Annotated in this window: 18 protein-coding genes; 7 read left to right on the top strand and 11 right to left on the bottom strand. The window is 54.5% G+C overall.

What is annotated here, in order from left to right; all coding sequences use genetic code 11:
- Nucleotides 1-128 precede the first annotated feature (128 nt).
- A complete protein-coding gene (locus tag AS19_RS04350; protein ID WP_011588106.1) occupies nucleotides 129-1,283 on the top strand; it encodes an OmpA family protein in 1,155 nt (384 codons plus the stop codon).
- 140 nt (nucleotides 1,284-1,423) lie between these two features.
- Here the strand turns inward: AS19_RS04350 and tadA are convergent, their stop codons facing one another.
- A complete protein-coding gene (gene tadA / locus AS19_RS04345; protein WP_011588105.1) occupies nucleotides 1,424-1,882 on the bottom strand; it encodes a tRNA adenosine(34) deaminase TadA in 459 nt (152 codons plus the stop codon).
- A 161-nt stretch (nucleotides 1,883-2,043) separates the two neighbouring features.
- Between tadA and purT the strand changes: the two genes are divergently transcribed.
- Nucleotides 2,044-3,237, top strand: coding sequence for a formate-dependent phosphoribosylglycinamide formyltransferase (purT, locus tag AS19_RS04340; protein WP_011588104.1), 1,194 nt, complete (start codon nucleotides 2,044-2,046; stop codon nucleotides 3,235-3,237).
- Between the two features lie 25 nt (nucleotides 3,238-3,262).
- A complete protein-coding gene (locus AS19_RS04335; RefSeq protein WP_011588103.1) occupies nucleotides 3,263-3,658 on the top strand; it encodes a TM2 domain-containing protein in 396 nt (131 codons plus the stop codon).
- A gap of 113 nt (nucleotides 3,659-3,771) precedes the next feature.
- Here AS19_RS04335 and AS19_RS04330 read toward each other — a convergent pair whose 3' ends face one another.
- Complete coding sequence (locus AS19_RS04330; RefSeq protein ID WP_011588102.1) at nucleotides 3,772-4,194, bottom strand: DoxX family protein; 423 nt, start codon at nucleotides 4,192-4,194, stop codon at nucleotides 3,772-3,774.
- A gap of 118 nt (nucleotides 4,195-4,312) precedes the next feature.
- Here AS19_RS04330 and AS19_RS04325 point away from each other — a divergent pair, with 118 nt between their 5' ends.
- Entirely contained in the window at nucleotides 4,313-5,344 is a 1,032-nt protein-coding gene (locus AS19_RS04325; RefSeq protein ID WP_035460787.1) for a medium chain dehydrogenase/reductase family protein, read from the top strand.
- Between the two features lie 26 nt (nucleotides 5,345-5,370).
- Here AS19_RS04325 and AS19_RS04320 read toward each other — a convergent pair whose 3' ends face one another.
- From AS19_RS04320 to AS19_RS04310, 3 genes are all read right to left on the bottom strand, one after another.
- Complete coding sequence (locus tag AS19_RS04320) at nucleotides 5,371-5,685, bottom strand: thioredoxin family protein (RefSeq protein WP_011588100.1); 315 nt, start codon at nucleotides 5,683-5,685, stop codon at nucleotides 5,371-5,373.
- Nucleotides 5,686-6,072: 387 nt separating this feature from the next.
- The gene (locus AS19_RS04315; protein WP_035460788.1) at nucleotides 6,073-7,455 is read right to left on the bottom strand and encodes a DegQ family serine endoprotease; all 1,383 of its coding nucleotides are present in this window, start codon (nucleotides 7,453-7,455) and stop codon (nucleotides 6,073-6,075) included.
- A 169-nt stretch (nucleotides 7,456-7,624) separates the two neighbouring features.
- Entirely contained in the window at nucleotides 7,625-8,296 is a 672-nt protein-coding gene (locus AS19_RS04310; RefSeq protein WP_035460790.1) for a methyltransferase, read from the bottom strand.
- Between the two features lie 194 nt (nucleotides 8,297-8,490).
- Here AS19_RS04310 and AS19_RS14125 point away from each other — a divergent pair, with 194 nt between their 5' ends.
- Nucleotides 8,491-8,724 carry a hypothetical protein gene (locus tag AS19_RS14125; RefSeq protein WP_162488612.1) on the top strand — a complete coding sequence of 78 codons (234 nt, stop codon included), beginning with the start codon at nucleotides 8,491-8,493 and terminating at the stop codon, nucleotides 8,722-8,724.
- On the opposite strand, the gene trmH is transcribed toward AS19_RS14125, so the two are convergent.
- On the bottom strand, nucleotides 8,709-9,401 hold the full coding sequence (gene trmH / locus AS19_RS04305) for a tRNA (guanosine(18)-2'-O)-methyltransferase TrmH (protein ID WP_011588097.1): 693 nt from the start codon (nucleotides 9,399-9,401) through the stop codon (nucleotides 8,709-8,711). The two genes, AS19_RS14125 and trmH, sit on opposite strands and share 16 nt — an antisense overlap.
- Nucleotides 9,402-9,603: 202 nt before the next feature.
- Between trmH and AS19_RS04300 the strand changes: the two genes are divergently transcribed.
- On the top strand, nucleotides 9,604-10,812 hold the full coding sequence (locus AS19_RS04300) for a CaiB/BaiF CoA-transferase family protein (protein WP_011588096.1): 1,209 nt from the start codon (nucleotides 9,604-9,606) through the stop codon (nucleotides 10,810-10,812).
- Between the two features lie 281 nt (nucleotides 10,813-11,093).
- Here the strand turns inward: AS19_RS04300 and AS19_RS04295 are convergent, their stop codons facing one another.
- Nucleotides 11,094-11,567, bottom strand: coding sequence for a group III truncated hemoglobin (locus tag AS19_RS04295; protein ID WP_011588095.1), 474 nt, complete (start codon nucleotides 11,565-11,567; stop codon nucleotides 11,094-11,096).
- Between the two features lie 49 nt (nucleotides 11,568-11,616).
- Complete coding sequence (locus AS19_RS04290; protein ID WP_011588094.1) at nucleotides 11,617-11,934, bottom strand: DUF962 domain-containing protein; 318 nt, start codon at nucleotides 11,932-11,934, stop codon at nucleotides 11,617-11,619.
- Nucleotides 11,935-12,220: 286 nt separating this feature from the next.
- Here AS19_RS04290 and AS19_RS04285 point away from each other — a divergent pair, with 286 nt between their 5' ends.
- A complete protein-coding gene (locus tag AS19_RS04285; RefSeq protein WP_035460791.1) occupies nucleotides 12,221-13,453 on the top strand; it encodes an EstA family serine hydrolase in 1,233 nt (410 codons plus the stop codon).
- A 241-nt stretch (nucleotides 13,454-13,694) separates the two neighbouring features.
- On the opposite strand, the gene AS19_RS04280 is transcribed toward AS19_RS04285, so the two are convergent.
- From AS19_RS04280 to AS19_RS04270, 3 genes are all read right to left on the bottom strand, one after another.
- Nucleotides 13,695-15,263 carry a BCCT family transporter gene (locus AS19_RS04280; protein ID WP_011588092.1) on the bottom strand — a complete coding sequence of 523 codons (1,569 nt, stop codon included), beginning with the start codon at nucleotides 15,261-15,263 and terminating at the stop codon, nucleotides 13,695-13,697.
- A 617-nt stretch (nucleotides 15,264-15,880) separates the two neighbouring features.
- A complete protein-coding gene (thrC, locus tag AS19_RS04275) occupies nucleotides 15,881-16,963 on the bottom strand; it encodes a threonine synthase (RefSeq protein ID WP_011588091.1) in 1,083 nt (360 codons plus the stop codon).
- 134 nt (nucleotides 16,964-17,097) lie between these two features.
- Nucleotides 17,098-18,399: a homoserine dehydrogenase gene (locus AS19_RS04270; protein WP_011588090.1), complete on the bottom strand. Its 1,302-nt coding sequence runs from the start codon at nucleotides 18,397-18,399 to the stop codon at nucleotides 17,098-17,100.
- Nucleotides 18,400-18,433 lie beyond the last annotated feature (34 nt).

Below are 18,433 nucleotides of genomic sequence, written 5' to 3'. Positions count from 1 at the left end.
CTACCGAATAAAATCCATATTTGTAAATTTTTTTATTAATCTCTATGTGAGGATTTACATGGGAGACAGGCTAGCCAACACTGGTAATGTGTTTGATCTGCCTACTGAATAAAATAAGGAAGGAGCTTATGAACGCTAAACGTTTTTTAGCGGCGAGCATTGCTTGCGCATCGGTCACCGCGACCACCACTGTCATTGCTGACGACATCCCCGAACAGTTTTTCTACTTCGGCGGGCACATCAGTGAAAATTGGCTGGACGTGGGTGACCACATTGACCAAAACACCAGCGATAGCGAAGTGACCCTTCCCGGCGCTCAAATGGGTTACCGCTTTAATCGTGACTGGTCCTTCCAAGGTTGGTGGGAGCGTAACAACTCCAACACCAATCTCGGCGGTGATGCCGATATCAATATTGCCCACGGCGCAATCCGCAAACATTTCGCAGGCAACTCCGCCTTCGAACCCTATGTGGGTATAGGTGCGGGTGAACTGCGTTTCGAGCCTACCAGCAACAGCTCAGACGACAATGCTGAAACAATCGGCACACTGGAAACGGGTTTCCAAACCCTCCTCCACCCACACTTTCTGCTGGACGTAGGCGCACGTCCTTACTACAGCTTTGACGCAGAGCGCTGGGATGCCGAAGTTTACGCTGGCCTTAACTTCCTAATCGGCGGTTCCAGCAACGAACAAGAACCGGCTCCGATCGAAAATGTCGTTACTGATAGCGATGGCGATGGTGTGCCAGACGACCGGGATCAGTGCGCCAACACCCCAGCAGGCGCGCAGGTAGATGCCACTGGTTGTGAACTGGACGACGACAACGATAGCATCGTCAACAGCATGGACGACTGCCCGAACACTCCTGCTGGGGCCCTAGTTGATGACAAAGGCTGTCAGAAATACCTAGAAAAGGACGTGAAGGAGACTCTGTACGTTGAATTCGGCCACGATAAAACCGAAGTCCGTCAGACCTCTTACCCGTCTTTGGAAAACCTAGCCGAAGACATGCGCCAGTACCCGTCAGCCAACCTAGTACTGGAAGGCCATACTGACAGCACTGGTTCAGCCGCTTACAACAAGAAACTGTCCCAGCAGCGTGCAGATGCTGTGAAGGCCGTACTGGTTGACAAGTTCGGCGTTAGCGCAGATCGCATCACCACTGTGGGTTACGGTGAAGAGAAGCCTATCTCTGACAACAAGACCAGCGAAGGCCGCGCCGAAAACCGTCGCGTAGAAACTATCCTGAAAGCGACCACCAAAGAAGCGCAGTTCCAGTAAGGAGCCACGCTAACTGAAAAGGGCCGGTTTTTACCGGCCCTTTTTTCGTTCTGTGATCTCAGCACTCTCACAGCAAGCAACACAACCTGAGCAGATCGTTTCTGCTGACGCCACGAAAGGTCTGTTTTCCCAGCAACGTTCTAACGCGGCCTCTTTCGACGATCCGCAAAGAAACGTTTGAGCAGCATAGCGCTTTCCTCTGCCAAAACGCCTTTTTCCACTTCCACCCGATGATTGTAGAAATCCACCGATGGCAGCTGCAACTGGCTTTCGCATACCCCCGCACGTGGCTCACTAGCGCCATATACAAGCCTGCCGATGCGGGCATGAACCATGGCACCAAAACACATGGTGCAGGGCTCTAGGGTGACATAGAGCGTACAACCGCTAAGACGGTAATTCTTTTCTGCAAGGGACGCACTACGCATGGCAATGATCTCCGCATGAGCACTGGGATCATTGGCGGTAATCGGCTGGTTATAGCCCTGCCCCAACAACTGCCCTCCACGAACCACCAGCGCCCCCACAGGCACCTCTCCCTGATCTGCCGCCTGACGAGCCAGCATTAGAGCCTGTTGCATCCAGTCTTGATCGTCCACCTACTCTCCTTAATTCACGCCCCAGACTAACTCGCCCAGCAAGCACAACACACCAAGTGTACCGCAAGCCTCCTGCGCACAGAATGAGGCAAGGGCAGCCACTGCTGGCGTAGCGTCTGCTTTTCATTACAATCAGGGCACCACACATATTGAGAGCTGTTATGACTGTCATTGGCACCCCTTTCACCGACAACGCCACCCGTGTGATGCTGCTGGGTTCCGGCGAGCTAGGCCGCGAAGTTGCTTTGGAACTAATTCGCTATGGCTGCGAAGTGATTGCGGTGGATCGTTATGCTCACGCTCCTGCCATGCAGGTCGCCCAACATAGTCATGTCATCAACATGCTGGATGGCACCGCCCTGCGAGCAGTAGTCGAACAGGTAAAACCTGCGCTGATCGTTCCGGAAATTGAAGCTATCGCCACAGACGAACTGGTTAAGCTGGAAGCAGAAGGCTACACAGTGGTACCCACCGCTCGCGCTGCACAGCTAACCATGAACCGCGAGGGCATCCGCTGCCTTGCAGCAGAAGAACTATCATTGCCCACCTCACCCTATCGCTTTGCAGATAGCCTGGCAGGCTATCAACAAGCCGTGCGCGAAATTGGCTTCCCCTGCGTGGTCAAACCGGTGATGAGCTCTTCAGGGAAAGGCCAAAGCACCCTGAAAAACGAAGCCGACATTCTGCCCGCGTGGGAGTACGCACAATCCGGCGGGCGCGCAGGTAAAGGACGGGTCATCGTGGAAGGGTTTGTGGACTTTGACTACGAAATCACCTTGCTAACGGTACGCCACAAGGCCGGCAGCGAGATTAAGACCAGTTATTGTGCCCCCATTGGTCACCGCCAAGAAAACGGCGATTATCAAGAATCTTGGCAGCCACAACCGATGAGCGCCGCAGCATTACAAGCATCTCGTGAAGTCGCACTGGCCATTACCGATGCCCTTGGCGGCTTGGGTATTTTCGGAGTCGAATTATTTATCAAAGGCGATCAGGTGTACTTCAGTGAAGTCTCCCCCCGCCCCCACGACACCGGGCTGGTCACACTGATTTCCCAAACCCTATCCGAATTCGCCTTGCATGCCCGCGCCATTCTCGGCCTGCCAATACCAACCATTGAACAACGAGGGGCGTCGGCTTCCTCCGTGCTACTGATACAAGGCCAGTCTGAAGCCATGCGCTACCATGGCCTGAACACGGCCTTAGCCAACGCGGATACGGAAGTGCGACTGTTTGGCAAGCCGGACATCAACGGCAGCCGCCGGCTGGGGGTGGCATTAGCAAAAGCAGATACTATTGACGCAGCACGAGACAAAGCCAACACCGCTATTGCAGCATTCAAGGTCGACCTGTAAACCCTCGTTATAAAAGGAATCAAATATGCAGAACCAAGACACACACAGTAAAGTGATTGGTTATCTACTATGGATCTTTGGCTTCATGGGTGCCCACCGTTTTTACTATGGCCGCCCGCTCACAGGCACGCTTTGGTTCTTTACCCTGGGGCTGTTCTTCATCGGTTGGATTATTGACCTGTTCCTGATTCCCGGCATGGATGACGCGGCGGACACGCGCTACGAGGCAGGCAGTATTGATTACAACCTCAGCTGGATTTTTCTCACCTTCTTGGGCATTTTCGGTGTTCACCGCTTTTACATGGGCAAAGTCGTCACTGGCATTATCTACCTGCTTACCGCAGGCCTGTTCGGACTAGGTATTCTCTATGATTTCTGGACACTGAACGGTCAGATCACAGAGAAAAATCGTCTGGCTTAATGCCCTGCGTAACCTAATATGGAAAAGCCCGATGCTTGACGTTGAAAAGACCTGACGCGATCGTCTTTATCTTTTAGCGCCCAACATCGGGCGCTAGGGATCCGATCAGCTAATCAGTTTTTCATCGCGTACTTTCCTGCCCCCAAGAATACTAACGCCGCCGCGGTGAACAAATAGAACGCCTGCAGTTCAATCGCCCAGCCACCAGTATTATTCAGGCTGAAAAGCTCTCCCATATGCGCTAATACCAGAGCGACCAGCATGTTGGTGACAATCAAGCCGGCGCCAATGCGTGTCTGATAACCCATAATGATCATCACTGGCGCGATCACCTCGCCAATGAATACCCCATAGGCCAAAACCCCAGGGAGATCATGCTGCGCTAACATAGCGAAAATCCAGCCCACGCCAGCATGAAGCTTATGGACACCATGCAACAGCAGCATTAGCCCTAAAGACAGGCGTAAAATTAGCTTTCCTATATCTGGATTATTCACTATTTTCAGGCTCCATCGACTACCGCTTTTAAAATCCATTCTTCACTTTCCTGAAAAAAAAGCAAAGACCACATCAAAGTCTAACCCTGCTTGGTGATGCACATTGAGGCCAACCCTTCGACAACGCATACTGCCCGTTTCACTGTCGGAATTCACCATGCCCACGCTAACGGCCTGGGAAACCCCCAAAGCGGGTAGCCTTGCCAGACTGACCCAAAAAACAATGCCTCTACCGACATTACCGCTCGGGCAGCTACGCATAGGCGTCCATGCAGTAGGCCTGAATTTTGCCGACATTTTCGCTCTCACCGGACTGTATTCCGCAACGCCACAAGGCGCGTTCACCCCAGGGCTGGAATTTTCCGGCACGGTCATCGATGCTGGGGCTCACAACAAAGCGACTGACAGTCTGTTTAAGGTGGGCGACCGGGTAATGGGCGTGACCCGCTTCGGCGGTTATTGCTCCGTGATTGATAGCGAACCTGATTATTTGATGCCACTGCCCCACCACTGGGATTTTCCTCAGGGCGCGGCTTTCCCCGCCCAGACACTCACCGCCTGGTATGCACTGACGACCTTGGGCAACCTCCAACCCGACCACAACGTCCTGATTCACAGCGCCGCTGGCGGTGTCGGTTTGCAAGCCATGAAGCTGACGCAAGCGCTGGGCGCCACCCCCGTGGGTACTGTGGGTAATCCAAACAAAGCACGAATACTGCAAGACATGGGTTTTAGCGATGTGTTGGTACGGCAACGGGATTTTTCACGGCAACTGACAGAAAGCGGCCACCGTTTTGATCTAGTACTCGATGCCATAGGCGGCACCGTCCAGCAAGCCAGCTTTGCAGCACTCAATCCCATGGGCCGTCTGGTGGTTTTCGGCGCCGCCGAATTCACACCGACCGGCAACCGCCCTAATTATCTTAAAGCCGCCTGGCGTTACCTACGCCGCCCTCGCTATGACGTCATGGACATGATCAGCAACAACCGATCGGTAATGGCTTTTAACCTGATCTGGCTATGGGAACAAAAAACCATCATGCAGACCTTGCTACGCGAACTACAAGCCATTGATTTACCCCCACCTCACGTTGGCCACCGCTTCGCCTTCGACGATGCCCATGCCGCCTTAGCACTACTGCAATCGGGTCAATCCGTGGGCAAGGTGGTTCTTGAAGTGCCTCAATAGCTCATACGCAATCCCCGGGGAAAGCGCTACAAGAAAAGTTGGCGAACCTGATCAGCACTCTCTGGCCGCACCACCCGGTTTATTTCCTCACCATCACGAATCGCTATCAATGTTGGCCATAACTTCACACGGAAACTGCGGCCCAGGGGCCTACCCGGCCCGTCTGCTATCTTTTCATGCTTGAGCTCAGGGTGTTCCGCTAGCGCCGCTTCGATATCCGGTTGTGCGGCAATGCAGTAGCCACACCAATTGGCGCCAAACTCAATAACCCTCAGCCCGGCACTCTCATCCAGCTGCTCGCGGGTAATGCTCTCATCCTCATACTCACGCACATACGTCATCACTTTCTCCAACTCTCTAGACGGCTATGCCGCAGGAGAGATACCGGCCAATCTTATGCTTAGATAATTTCTCTGTCATGATTTCGCGGCCAGAGAACCCAGGTGGTGCTGTGAGCGATCCCGTTGCGAACAACGCGAAGGCATTTATATCATCACCCTGAATCGCCAGGATAAACGCTACGCTGTAGACCGCCCACCGCTGATGCGCTGCGCGCTACTTTATACAACGCCGGGCAGAACCCGGCTCAGCATCTGGCTATTTTGCATGGCTCCGACAGTAACTCTGGCTGTCAGCATACAGCTACAGCTAAGCCGACCTACGGAAAATAAGAGACAAAAAAGCCGGCACTGATTGCCGGCTTTTTTGTCGGCGCTACCGACCGTCGATTAGCGCACTACCACAAAGAAAACGCCACCATTGCGGTTAACCCGCAACAACAGGGCAGCTTCTTTATCGTCCACCGCTTTACGTAATCCGTCCATGGTTTCAACATCCTGTCGATTCACGTTGATGATCACATCACCTTTACGCAACCCGGCACGCCAGGCGGGAGAGCCTCGTTCTACTTCGTCCACCAGCACGCCCGTGTCGGCATGTTGCAATTCGCCTTTTCTCAAGTCGCGCAGATTGGCACCTTCCAGGAATTTGGAAACCACCTCACCACCTGCGGTTTCCCGCGATAACTCGCTAATCACAGCAGTAATATTTCTCTTGTTACCCTCACGGAGGATACTGAGAGTGACCTTCTCGCCCACCGGAGCCATACCCACTTTATTGCGCAGGTCCGCGGCTCGGTTTACCGGGCGGCCGTCCACGGCAGTAACGACGTCACCACTTTTCAAACCCGCTTTCTCTGCCGCACTATCTTCAACCACTTGAGTAATGACTACACCACGCTGGCGCTCTACACCAAAGGCTTCAGCCAATTCAGCCGTTAAGTCCTGAATGGTGACACCAAGCATGCCACGGCGTACTTCACCGTGTTCAATCAACTGCTGCATCACGTTTTCGGCCATCTCCGTGGGGATGGCAAAACCGATGCCCACATTACCGCCGGCTGGGGCCAAAATGGCGGTATTTATACCGACCAACTCGCCGTTCAGATTAACCAGCGCCCCACCAGAGTTCCCAGGATTAATGGAGGCATCGGTCTGAATAAAGCTCTCGTACCCTTCAATGCCAAGACCAGTACGCCCCAGTGCAGACACGATACCGCTGGTCACCGTTTGCCCAAGCCCAAAGGGGTTGCCGATGGCCACCACAAAATCACCCACCCGCAAGCCTGTGGAATCAGCAATCGCAATCTGAGTCAGGCGCTCCGCATCTTCGAGTTTAAGTACGGCAAGATCCACTTCATCATCCACTCCCACCAGCTCCGCCGACAGTTCACGTCCATCAGTGAGAGTGACTTCAATGTTGTCAGCATTCTTAACCACATGGGCATTGGTCAGCACATAACCTTCTCTAGCATCCACAATGACCCCGGAGCCGGCACTAACCGCACGGCGCTCTGCAGGCCGCTGTTGTTCCGGTATATTGAAGAACCGGCGAAAGAAAGGGTCATCCATTAATGGGTTTCGCGCTGCCCTCACCCGGGTTTCGATAGCGATATTGACCACCGCCGGGGAGGTTTTCTCCAGCATGGGGGCCAGAGAGGGAAGCGCATCGCCTTCAGCGGTGACGGCAGGCAAGGCCGCATGAACCGGGGAAAAGGCCAGGTATAACAACATCAGCACACAGACAAGAGAAAGACTCGGCTTATTTTTCATAGACAACGTTTTTTCAAACAACGGTTGTTCCTCCTGTTGCAAGGAAACATCATCGTTAAAAACGATGATGAGCTAAAGGCAGTAGCGGATGACACCCAGAAATGCTTGTAGCACAAAGCGGGCACTAAGGATTGGGGGTCACCCACTTTTTTCTGACCAGAACAATCCGCTACGGTTCCGAAGCAAACAGACGAACGTGGTTATACTCTTGCGATTCCCCTAAGTCCGGCCAAGTACAAGATTCCCATTCTCCTAGTAAACGGTAACCTGGCGGGTTCAGGTCTGGCACCCGAGAGTCCGCCAACAGCACCGCACTGGCCAACTGCAACTGGGCCAGTAACGGCAGATTATCTCGGTCATAAAGGATATCAGCGGCGGTGGTTAAATCTGCTTCTTGTAGGGCCGCACTGAGATCATTACTCAAGCTCACATCAACACCGTTTTCCCGGGCGTTCATGGCCGTGGCAGTGAGCGCATCCTCATCCAAATCACAGGCAATCACCTTACGCGCCCCAGCCATGGCGGCGGCAATCGCAACCACCCCTGAACCCGGGCCGACGTCCACCACACAGCGTCCAGCTACACAACTGGGGTTATCCAGTAGATATCGCGCCAGTACCTGGCCCGAAGCCCAGCAGAACGACCAATACGGGGGCTCTTCCATAATTGCATTAACAATCTCTGGAGCCAGAGCTTGCTCAGGGAACAACTCATCGAGCAACCACAGGCGCAGGGCCGGTGTTTGCGGCAAAGGCTGGCACGACAAAGACACCGTCGGCAGCACACGATGCAGCCGTTCATGCAGGGCCTTAAGCCCTACTCTTTCCTGTTCTATTGGCATAATCTCAAATCTTCTTTTTCGCCTCTCTAACATCCTTAAAAAGAATCACAAAATGACTGTCAGACAGGGATGAATTGGTTTGATTACGCTGCTCGTCAGCGTTACTAGCGCCCCCTCTGCTACGCACGCGAAATCTGACCAGATCGTGTACCTGATGCCTATCGTAAGCGTTTTTGAGCGCTGCCCTAGAGGGCGTGACCACGGGCATATTCTATAAAGCCGATACTACTGCGGCGGTGGATCAGATTCGCCACGGCAAGGTCGTTGGTCGCGATGATCGCTCTGGCCTGCGAACGAGGCACCGATATTCGCCGCCTGCGCTACGCCACCATGGACAATACCCTGCGGTTCCCGGCGTGGGGGGCAATAATGCTCGGGCCGGTGGCGTCTATCGCAACCAACAAAGCCGCCACTACGCCTCCGTCTGAGTCTTCTGCAACAGCGCCGTAAGCGCGGCACTGTCTTTCACCTGCCCTTCTTCATCCAGCTCCGGATACGGCACGCCGTGGGCATCGCACAAGCGGGCAATACGGGCATAGCCCCAGCGGAACAACAGCTCATGATAGCGGGCCGCGGCCACCCGAGGCTGGTCATAAAAGCCCTTGGCACGGCGCTGCTCGCAGGCCTCGGAAAGAATGATCGCCGCCGCCACACTCACGTTAAATGACTCCACCATACCCATCATGGGAATGGTTACATTCTGATCCACCGCGCTGGCCACCTCATCGCTGACGCCAAACTTTTCAGTCCCCAACAGCAGTGCAGTGGGACGGGTGTAATCTACCTGCCGATACTCAATAGCGTCATCCGACAGGTGTGCCGCCAGCACCTGTACCCCCTGCCCCTGCAATTCACGGATCACGTCGGTGCTTTCATCGCGTTTGTGCACCTGCACCCAACGCTGGGAACCCATGGCCGTCCCTGCAGCCATGCGGGCACGATTTTTAGGCAGCACCGCATGTACATCAAGAATGCCCACCGCGTCGCAGGTGCGCACAATGGCGGCGATATTATGGGGTTTGTGAACACCGTCCATAATGACAGTCAGATCAGGCTGGCGGCGGTCCAGGGTATCGCAAATGCGACGGTAACGTTCCGGGGTCATGGGTTTTCCTTAGAGCCTATTCAGATCACTACACCGCTTCGCCGGCCGTCTTCATTCAGTAAAGAGACCGCTCGCTTATGAGTGCGATTATGTGGTGTCGCTATTCTACATGAACAAGCGCAATCGCGGGCGGCCCGACTGCCACTGACGCGCCGAATCCTATAGTCTTGTGCGCTAAAAAATTCACTTATCGGAGGCCCTAATGTCTGACACTCCATCCCGCCGCCTGCCTTTAGACGGCGTGCGCGTTATCGAACTGGGACAACTGCTGGCCGGGCCGTTTACCGGCACTCTGCTGGCTTACTTCGGCGCCGATGTGGTGAAAGTGGAGCCGCCCGGTGGTGACCCGATTCGCGGCTGGCGCAAACTGGACGAGAATGGCACCTCGTTCTGGTGGCGCAGCCTGGGGCGCAACAAGAAGTCGGTGACCCTGGATTTGAAAACCGACCAAGGCAAAGCACTGGCCCGTCGATTGATGGTGGGCGCCGATGTGGTGATCGAAAACTTCCGCCCCGGCACCATGGAAAACTGGGGATTGGGCCCGGACAGTTTTGCCACCGATAACCCCGGGTTAATCTATACCCGTATTTCCGGCTACGGACAGACCGGCCCCTACGCCAACAAACCCGGCTACGCCTCGGTGTGCGAAGGCATCGGAGGGCTGCGCTATGTGAATGGTTTCCCCGGCGAGCGCCCGGTGCGCCCCAACCTGTCGCTGGGTGACACCATTGCCGGTCTGCACGCAGCCCTTGGCATCCTGCTCGCCCTGTTCGAGCGCCAAAACAGTGCGCGTGGCCAAGTCGTGGACATCGCCCTGTACGAATCCGTGTTCAACCTACTGGAAGGCGTGATTCCCGAATTCGATGGAGCCGGCGTGATTCGTGAACCCGCAGGCTCCACGGTCACCGGCATTGTGCCCACTAACACCTACCGCTGTGCCGATCGCAAATTCGTGGTGATTGGTGGCAATGGCGATTCTATTTTCAAGCGTTTGATGGCCGCTGCGGGCCGGCCAGATATGGCCGAAGACCCGGCCATGGCCAACAATGCCGGCCGCGTTGAGCATGAAGAGGCCATTGATGCAGCATTGGACAGCTGGTGTCGCAGCCTGCCCAGCGACGACATTCTCGCCATCCTCGCCGAGGCCCGAGTGCCTTCCGGCCCCATCTATTCTGTAGCCGACATGATGGAGGACCCTCACTTTCAAGCCCGCGGCCTGTTCCAGCAGGTAGAGATCAACGGTAAACCCTTAAAAGTTCCGGCGATCACCCCGCGATTAGCTGACACCCCCGGCAAAACCCGTTGGCCAGGCGGAGAGGTGGGCAGCCATAACCACAGCGTACTCCGTGATGAACTAGGCCTAAGCGACGCGGAATTTGCTGAGCTACAGGCCCAGGGAATCATTGGCTAAATTGTGATGCTGTACGGCAGGCGAAATTGACAAAAAAATGGTTCCAAGAGTAAAACAAAGGTGCGTCGCGGGTTGCAGCAAACCATGCTCACTCTTTGCGTAACACACAGAAACTGCTTCACGACAATAAACGGGGCACCGTCATGAGCCAAATTCTCTGGATTGGGATGTTCATTGTGGCAGCAGGATTGCTGGGGGCTGGCGTGTATTTTCATTTGCGTCGAGAGGCACTGGGTTCAGATCCAATTTTGATTACCAGCTGCTACCTGAGTGGTGCGAGCTTACTCGTGGGTAACTTCATCATTCCCCTGTTCTAGGAAGCCGCTGGCCCGGCGGGCACTGAGCTGGCTATAGAGATTATTCATGACGCGCTGGGCAATCAAGCGAGCACGGTCAGTCATCGGCCCGTGAAAGTTGCCGTCCAGGTTCGCCATAAAATGCCCCAGCCACCGTTCGTGATGCTCCCCGGTCAGCGGCTCACGATCATCCAGCGCCCGATGCTTGGCCATCATGTGCCGCTGATAACCCTGTTCACCGAGTAGCATTTTGTACCAGTACTGGCAGATGGTCGGCAGGTGCTGCTGCAGGTCGATACCCGCCACCGCCAAAAATACCGGCGCCATGACTGGATCATTCAGCAAGCGCTGATAAAACCCGTGGACCATGGCATCAATATTTTCCCGACAATCCAGATCCGGCAGCTCACTATCCTTGGCCGACGATTCACCGGGCCGAAAATATCCAACCGCCGTCATTCTGCTTTCCTCGGGCGAGCGTCCAGCCTGTTGCCTGTGGTTACGCCCTCTACCACTCAATCCGCCCGGTGAGAATATCTTTGAACATGACGAAATCACCCGCAAGGCTGTACCAAGGGTGCTTGAACGTGGCTGGGCGGTTTTTTTCAAAAACATAATGTCCCACCCAAGCAAAGCCATAGCCCACTATCGGTAACAGCAATAGCCCCCACAGGTTGCCGGTCATCAACACACCGGCCAGCACACCGAACAGCCCCAGGGTGCCGAAAAAGTGCAGCCGGCGGCAGGTAGGGTTGCCATGCTCCTGCAGGTAATAGGGATAAAACTCCGCAAAGCTCTGAAAATTGGATTGCTTGATGGTCTCCATGGGGCCTCCTGTTAAGAGCTTTTGTTCTAATAAGTTATCGCGCCACAGCGAGGGCGCTCATCGTTGTAGCCAACAGCAGCGTAATAAACACTACGTTTCATTGTAACGCAGTAGACAGGTTTCAACGGGTCAATTTGTTGTGATTTAACGCCAATCAGATGGCGCAGGCAGCCATTGCAGTGCCCCAACGATCATGGACAATGTCGTACTTTCACAATAAATATAGCGTCGGCCTCTACTATCGCCGCCTGCATACTCCTTGTACGACCCTTTTAGCGAGACAATTATGGCCCTTCGCCCGCGTGTACGCCGCCTGATCAGTAAGCATGGCAACCCTATTCCCCGCAGCCTTGATGAACTAACCCTGCACGGTGATGAAGCGCCACTGAGCAAAACGGGCATGGGCTCCGAACAGGTTGAGGCTATCTGGCGTGCCACCCGCAAACTGTATCGCAGCGGCATGAGCCCAGCGATCAGCCTGTGCCTGCGTCGCCACGGCGAGCTCATGCTTAATCGCAGCATCGGCTATGCAGACCCACAGGCGCAACGCATCATGACACCAGATACTCCCGTGTGCCTGTTCTCTGCCTCCAAGGTGGTTAGCGCTATGCTGCTGCACCATCTAGTAGAACAGGGCCAGATCAGTCTAGATGATAAGGTAACCCGCTATCTGCCCGCCTACGGCCAGAACGGCAAGGGCCGGACAACCCTGCGCCATCTGCTTACCCATCAAGCCGGCATTCCACGCCCCCAAGAGCCGCTGGAAACAGACATCCTCTACCGGCCGCAGGAAATAATCGACATTCTCTGTGCCGCCAAGCCCAGCGGCCTCAATACGCAGGCTTACCATGCCATTACCGCAGGCTTCATTCTTGGCGCCGTGGTTGAAGCGGTAACCGGCGAATCCCTGAATGCCACCCTGGACCGGGTCATCCGCCAACCCATGGGAATGAAATACTTTACCTTCGGCAAGACCGGCGAAGAACGTGCGGTAGATGTATCCACTGGGGTGCCGTTGAAACTGGTCGATCTGTTTCTCAATTATGCTGTGGGCGGCAGCATTGATGAAGTGGTGGAGGTCACCAACGATGATCGTTTTCAAGAGGTGATCGTGCCCGCAGGCAACCTCTACGCCACCGCAGAAGAGGCCAGCCGTTTTTTCCAGATGTTGCTCAACAATGGCCGCTATGGTGACCAACAGATCTTCCAGCCAGAAACCGTTGCCCGTGCACTGGAGCCTGCCTACCACCGGCCTCGCTTCGACCGCACCCTGATGCTGCCACTGAATTTCTCCAGCGGCTTCATGCTCGGCAACCGGGGCATGAGCATGTTCGGGCCCGGTGCCCCGGAAGCCTTCGGGCATTTGGGCTTTATCAGCATCTACTGTTGGGCCGATCCACAACGCGATCTAAGCGGCGCCCTGCTGACCACCGGCAAAGGGATAATCGGCCCCCACTTGCCCGCCCTGCTCGGCTTACAGCACACCATCAACCGGCATACTCGGCTGCGCCGAGCCTGACATATCACGCCCCTGCTGTTTTTACCGTCGCACGTGCTGCGTGGAGCAGAGCGCGCTTTTATTCCACTACGGGCATATCCTGCTGATTCTGGAAATACAGGCCTCCACACTGTGCACCTAGTTTCCATACGATCACCCAACGCCGTTTGAAAAAACGGCCGGTTGATACCAGGTTGCAGCCGCTAAGCGACATAAAAATGCCCGCATAACGCGGGCATTTTTATCAATCACAGAATGTAGATCAAGCCAGTTTCAGGCGCTTACGTTCTGCCGATAAGGCCATAAACAGGCTCACACACATAAACAACAATACAATGGTAAACGGCAGGCCCGTAGTGACCGCACCGGATTGCAGAGCCTTGAGCGCTTCTTTACCGCCACCGTACAGCAACACGCCAGCGATCACCCCTTCCATTACAGCCCAGAAAATACGCTGAGGAACCGGGGCATCGAGCTTGCCGCCAGCGGTAATTGAATCAATCACCAGAGACCCCGAATCAGACGAAGTCACGAAGAACACTAGCACCAGCGCAATACCCAAGAAGGAAATAATCCCCGTCCACGGCAAGTGAGCCAGCATCTGGAACATGGCCAGGGAGGCATCACCCACCCCATTTGCCAATTCACCCACGCCATTGATGGATTGCTCCAGCCCAGTGGCACCGAACGCGGTCATCCAGATAATGGTGATCACTGTGGGAACCAGCAACACTGCCACAATGAATTCTCGCACGGTACGGCCTTTGGAAATACGCGCAATAAACATCCCCACAAACGGCGACCAGGAAATCCACCACGCCCAGTAGAAGACGGTCCAGCCGTGCATCCATTCCCCGTCTTCACGGCCAAACCAAGTACTCAGAGGAATAATATTACTGATGTAATCCACCGCCGTGGTGCCAAAACCCGTGAGAATCAACGCGGTGGGACCCGCGATAATCACAAATAGCAGAAGGAAAACGGCCAGGCTCATGTTGATATTACTGAGCACTTTCACACCACCATCCAAGCCACGGATCACCGATAGCACCGCAACAGCGGTAACACCGACAATGATGCCGATCTGTACGTTAATGGCGTTGGGCGTGTCAAACAGGAAGTGCAAGCCACCGGAAGCCTGTTGAGCACCCAGCCCCAGTGACGTGGCCAGACCAAAGATCGTCGCCAGCACAGCAAGAATATCGATGATATGCCCCGGCCAGCCCCAGCAGCGCTCACCCAGCAAGGGGTAAAAAGCCGATCGGATAGTCAGCGGCATTCCTTTATTGTAGGAGAAAAAGGCCAGCGACAATGCCACTACAGCGTAAATTGCCCAAGGGTGCAGACCCCAATGGTACATGGTAGCGCCCATCGCCATATGCCGGGCCTCTTCTGAGCCGGCTTCCACCGCCAACGGCGTGCCGTACCATTGCCCATTAAGATAGGCTACCGGTTCCGCCACGCTCCAGAACATCAGGCCAATGCCCATCCCTGCTGCGAACAACATGGCAAACCAGGACAGAGTAGAGAATTCCGGCTTGGCATTTTGCCCACCGAGGCGAATTTTCCCCAACGGCAGTACCGCCAACATCACGCAAAATAAAACGAAGACATTCCCGCTCACCATGAATAACCAGTCAAAGTGCTCAATAACCCAGCCTTTGGAGCCATTTAGCAAAGCGTTAGCTTGTTCAGGGAAAATTAATGTGCCAATCACAAAAGTAAGAATCAGTAATGCACTGATAAAGAAGACAGGATTGTGCATGTCCATTCCCATGACCTGCACGTTATCTTGGCCGACGTCATAGTCGGTCTCGTAATTAATTTTCATCTAAGCTCCGTATTCCGTCTTGCTTCGAGGGGCAGATTACCTGCCTTGCAGCCAGTCGGCTCGGACGATGCGAGGAAACCGAGTTGATCTCCTCTATAGCCTCACAGCCAAACATCATCTGAACGCGAAGCGACCCTGCGAGTCGCAGCTTTATCAGATCGTCAAAAATATAAACCTGCGCTAACCCTCTGCCCAGAGGCGCTAACGATGAAGCCATACGCCGGCCCAATGACACTTGGCGTTGCCAATAACGATGTTTTCATCAGTCTCTCCCTTCTTGGTCGTTTTAAACAGACTAGATGGTGGTCAACCAATGTCAAAGCCTCTCTGTAACGATGCAGTGGCACGCACAAAATGGGCTATTAGATTTGGTCAGGGGGGCAGGAACAAAGTCCAGCCAAAGATGGGCACAGTCAGCCCAGAGAGGAGGTATTACACGTAGGTGGTTTCAATAATCTCGACACCGGGTCGCCGTTCCTTTCGCCACAAAAGAACGCGCATGGTACCACACTGCGTAAGCACCCGCTTTTAGCACCCGCATCCGGTGGCGCCAGTCCGGCCCGCCCGTATCCATAAAAAAACGGAGCCAATGGCTCCGTCTTTTTATGTCCACAAGCTTAAGACATGTTTGACAGAATTGCGCCTTTCACCGCATCCAGATCCGCATCAATGGTCACCATGCGACTGTCCTGACACTGAGCAATGGCCGTGTCAGGGTCTTTCAAACCATTGCCTGTCAACGTGCAAACGATGGTAGAGCCTTCCGGAATCTTGCCAGATTGAATATCTCGCATGGCACCACCGATTGACGCGGCGGAAGCAGGCTCACAGAAAATGCCTTCTTTTTCTGCCAGCAATTTCTGTGCCGTCAAAATCTCGTGATCACTCAGCTCGTCGAACCAACCTTTAGACTCTTCCTGTAGCTTCCAGGCCTTGTCCCAGGACTGCGGGTTACCGATACGAATAGCGGTTGCTACCGTTTCCGGATCCTCAACCCGCTCGCCACGCATAAAGGGCGCAGAACCTTCAGCCTGATAACCAACCATCTTCGGCGCCGCATTTACGATGCCTGATTTGTGGTATTCGCTGTAGCCCATCCAATGTGCAGTAATATTACCTGCATTGCCCACAGGCAGGCAGTGGTAGTCTGGCGCGCGCCCCAGTTCTTCCACAATTTCGAAGGCAGCAGACTTCTGGCCTTGCAGACGATACGGGTTTACCGAGTTCACGATGGTCACCGGCGCCTTGTCAGCCACCTGTTTAACCAACTCCATACCCTGATCGAAATTGCCACGGATCTGCATGATCACGGCACCATACATCATCGCCTGAGCCAGCTTGCCCATGGCAATCTTGCCTTCCGGAATCAGTACGAAAGCAGTAATGCCCGCACGAGCTGCATAGGCTGCAGCGGCTGCAGAAGTGTTCCCGGTGGAAGCACAGATGATGGCATTACTGCCCTCTTCCACGGCCTTGGTCACCGCCATGGTCATACCACGGTCCTTAAAAGATCCCGTGGGATTAAGACCTTCGTATTTGACGTAGATATCCACGTCCTTGCCCAACAACTTGGGAATATTCTTCAGGCGAATTAGCGGGGTATTCCCCTCACCCAAGCTGATGATCGGCGTGTCATCATTCACCGGCAGGTGGTCACGGTAGCGGTTGATCAAGCCGGTGTAACGGTCACGAAAAGGCATGGTTAGGTCTCTGTTTCTAGTGTAAAGCCTCTAATCTAGGCTCTACGGTTCTTGAATGTGGTCATATTGAGCGACACGACATACGCTAGATGCGTGAGGCCGAACGCTTAAACCGCAGCGTCCAACATCGGAAATCAAGCGTCCAGCATTTCTACTCGAATCCGCATTATATCGCTATTCACCGACTCAAGGGCACCGATCTTGGCGAGGGCGGCACTCATGTCTCCTTCGCGGACCACGTGGGTCATCATGACAATGGGCACCAAACCCTGATCCACGTCACGCTGCACCAGGGCATCAATGCTGACATTATTGTCGCTGAGAATGCGCGTTACGTCAGCCAATACACCGGTCTTATCTTGCACGTGCAAACGTAGATAGAAGCTACAGGACACATCGTCGATGGTGAGAATCGGCTCATCAGACATCTGGTCTGTATGGAAGCCTAGGTAAGGTACCCGCTCGTCATAGTCTACGGTCAGCGCACGGCCCAGTTCGATGATGTCCGCCACCACCGCAGACGCGGTGGGCTCGGCACCCGCACCAGCACCGTAGAACAGTGTCGGCCCGACGGCGTCACCGTCGATCATGATCGCGTTCATTACGCCATTCACTGCAGACAGCATGGTTTCCTTGGGAATTAGGGTTGGGTGCACACGCAGCTCAATCCCGTTACCGGTGTCCTTGGCAATCCCCAAGTGCTTAATGCGGTAGCCAAAGTGCGCGGCGCTGGCCACATCTTCAATGGTGATCCGGCTGATGCCTTCGGTGTAGACCTTGGAGTATTGCAGCGGGATACCAAAGGCAATAGAAGCCAGAATGGTTAGCTTGTGGGCCGCGTCAATGCCTTCCACATCGAAGGTAGGGTCCGCTTCCGCATAGCCCAATTGCTGCGCTTCGGCTAGCACGTCATCAAAAGCGCGGCCGCCCTCTTCCATCTCGGTAAGGATAAAGTTGCCGGTGCCATTAATGATCCCCGCCAGCCAGTTCACGTGGTTCGCGGCCAGACCTTCGCCCAGGGATTTGAGAATGGGAATCCCGCCAGCCACAGAGGCTTCGAACGCCACATCCACGCCATTATCCTGAGCCGCCTGGAAAATTTCGTTACCGTGTTCGGCAATCAGCGCCTTGTTGGCAGTGACAACGTGCTTGCCATTTCTAATGGCGGTAAGTACCAACTCACGGGCAGTATCAATGCCGCCAATAAGTTCTACCAAAATGTCGATATCTGGATCTGTCGCCACAGCAAAAATATCGCGAGAAAGGCGAATATCACTGGTATCACAGGCCGCATTGTCGCGGCGCGCACCGATATGGGTAATTTCAATCGGACATCCGACGCGTCGAGCAATATCCCGCGCGTTACGCTTCAACACATTCACGGTGCCTGAACCAACCGTACCCAGACCAGCAATACCCACTTTCACCGATTTCACGACATTTCCTCTCTTTATTCAGGGGCGCCGAGGC

Source organism: Alcanivorax sp. NBRC 101098 (assembly GCF_001010505.1).
In the GTDB taxonomy this organism is placed as follows: domain Bacteria; phylum Pseudomonadota; class Gammaproteobacteria; order Pseudomonadales; family Alcanivoracaceae; genus Alcanivorax; species Alcanivorax borkumensis.
This window is presented reverse-complemented; position numbering and strand designations above follow the sequence as displayed.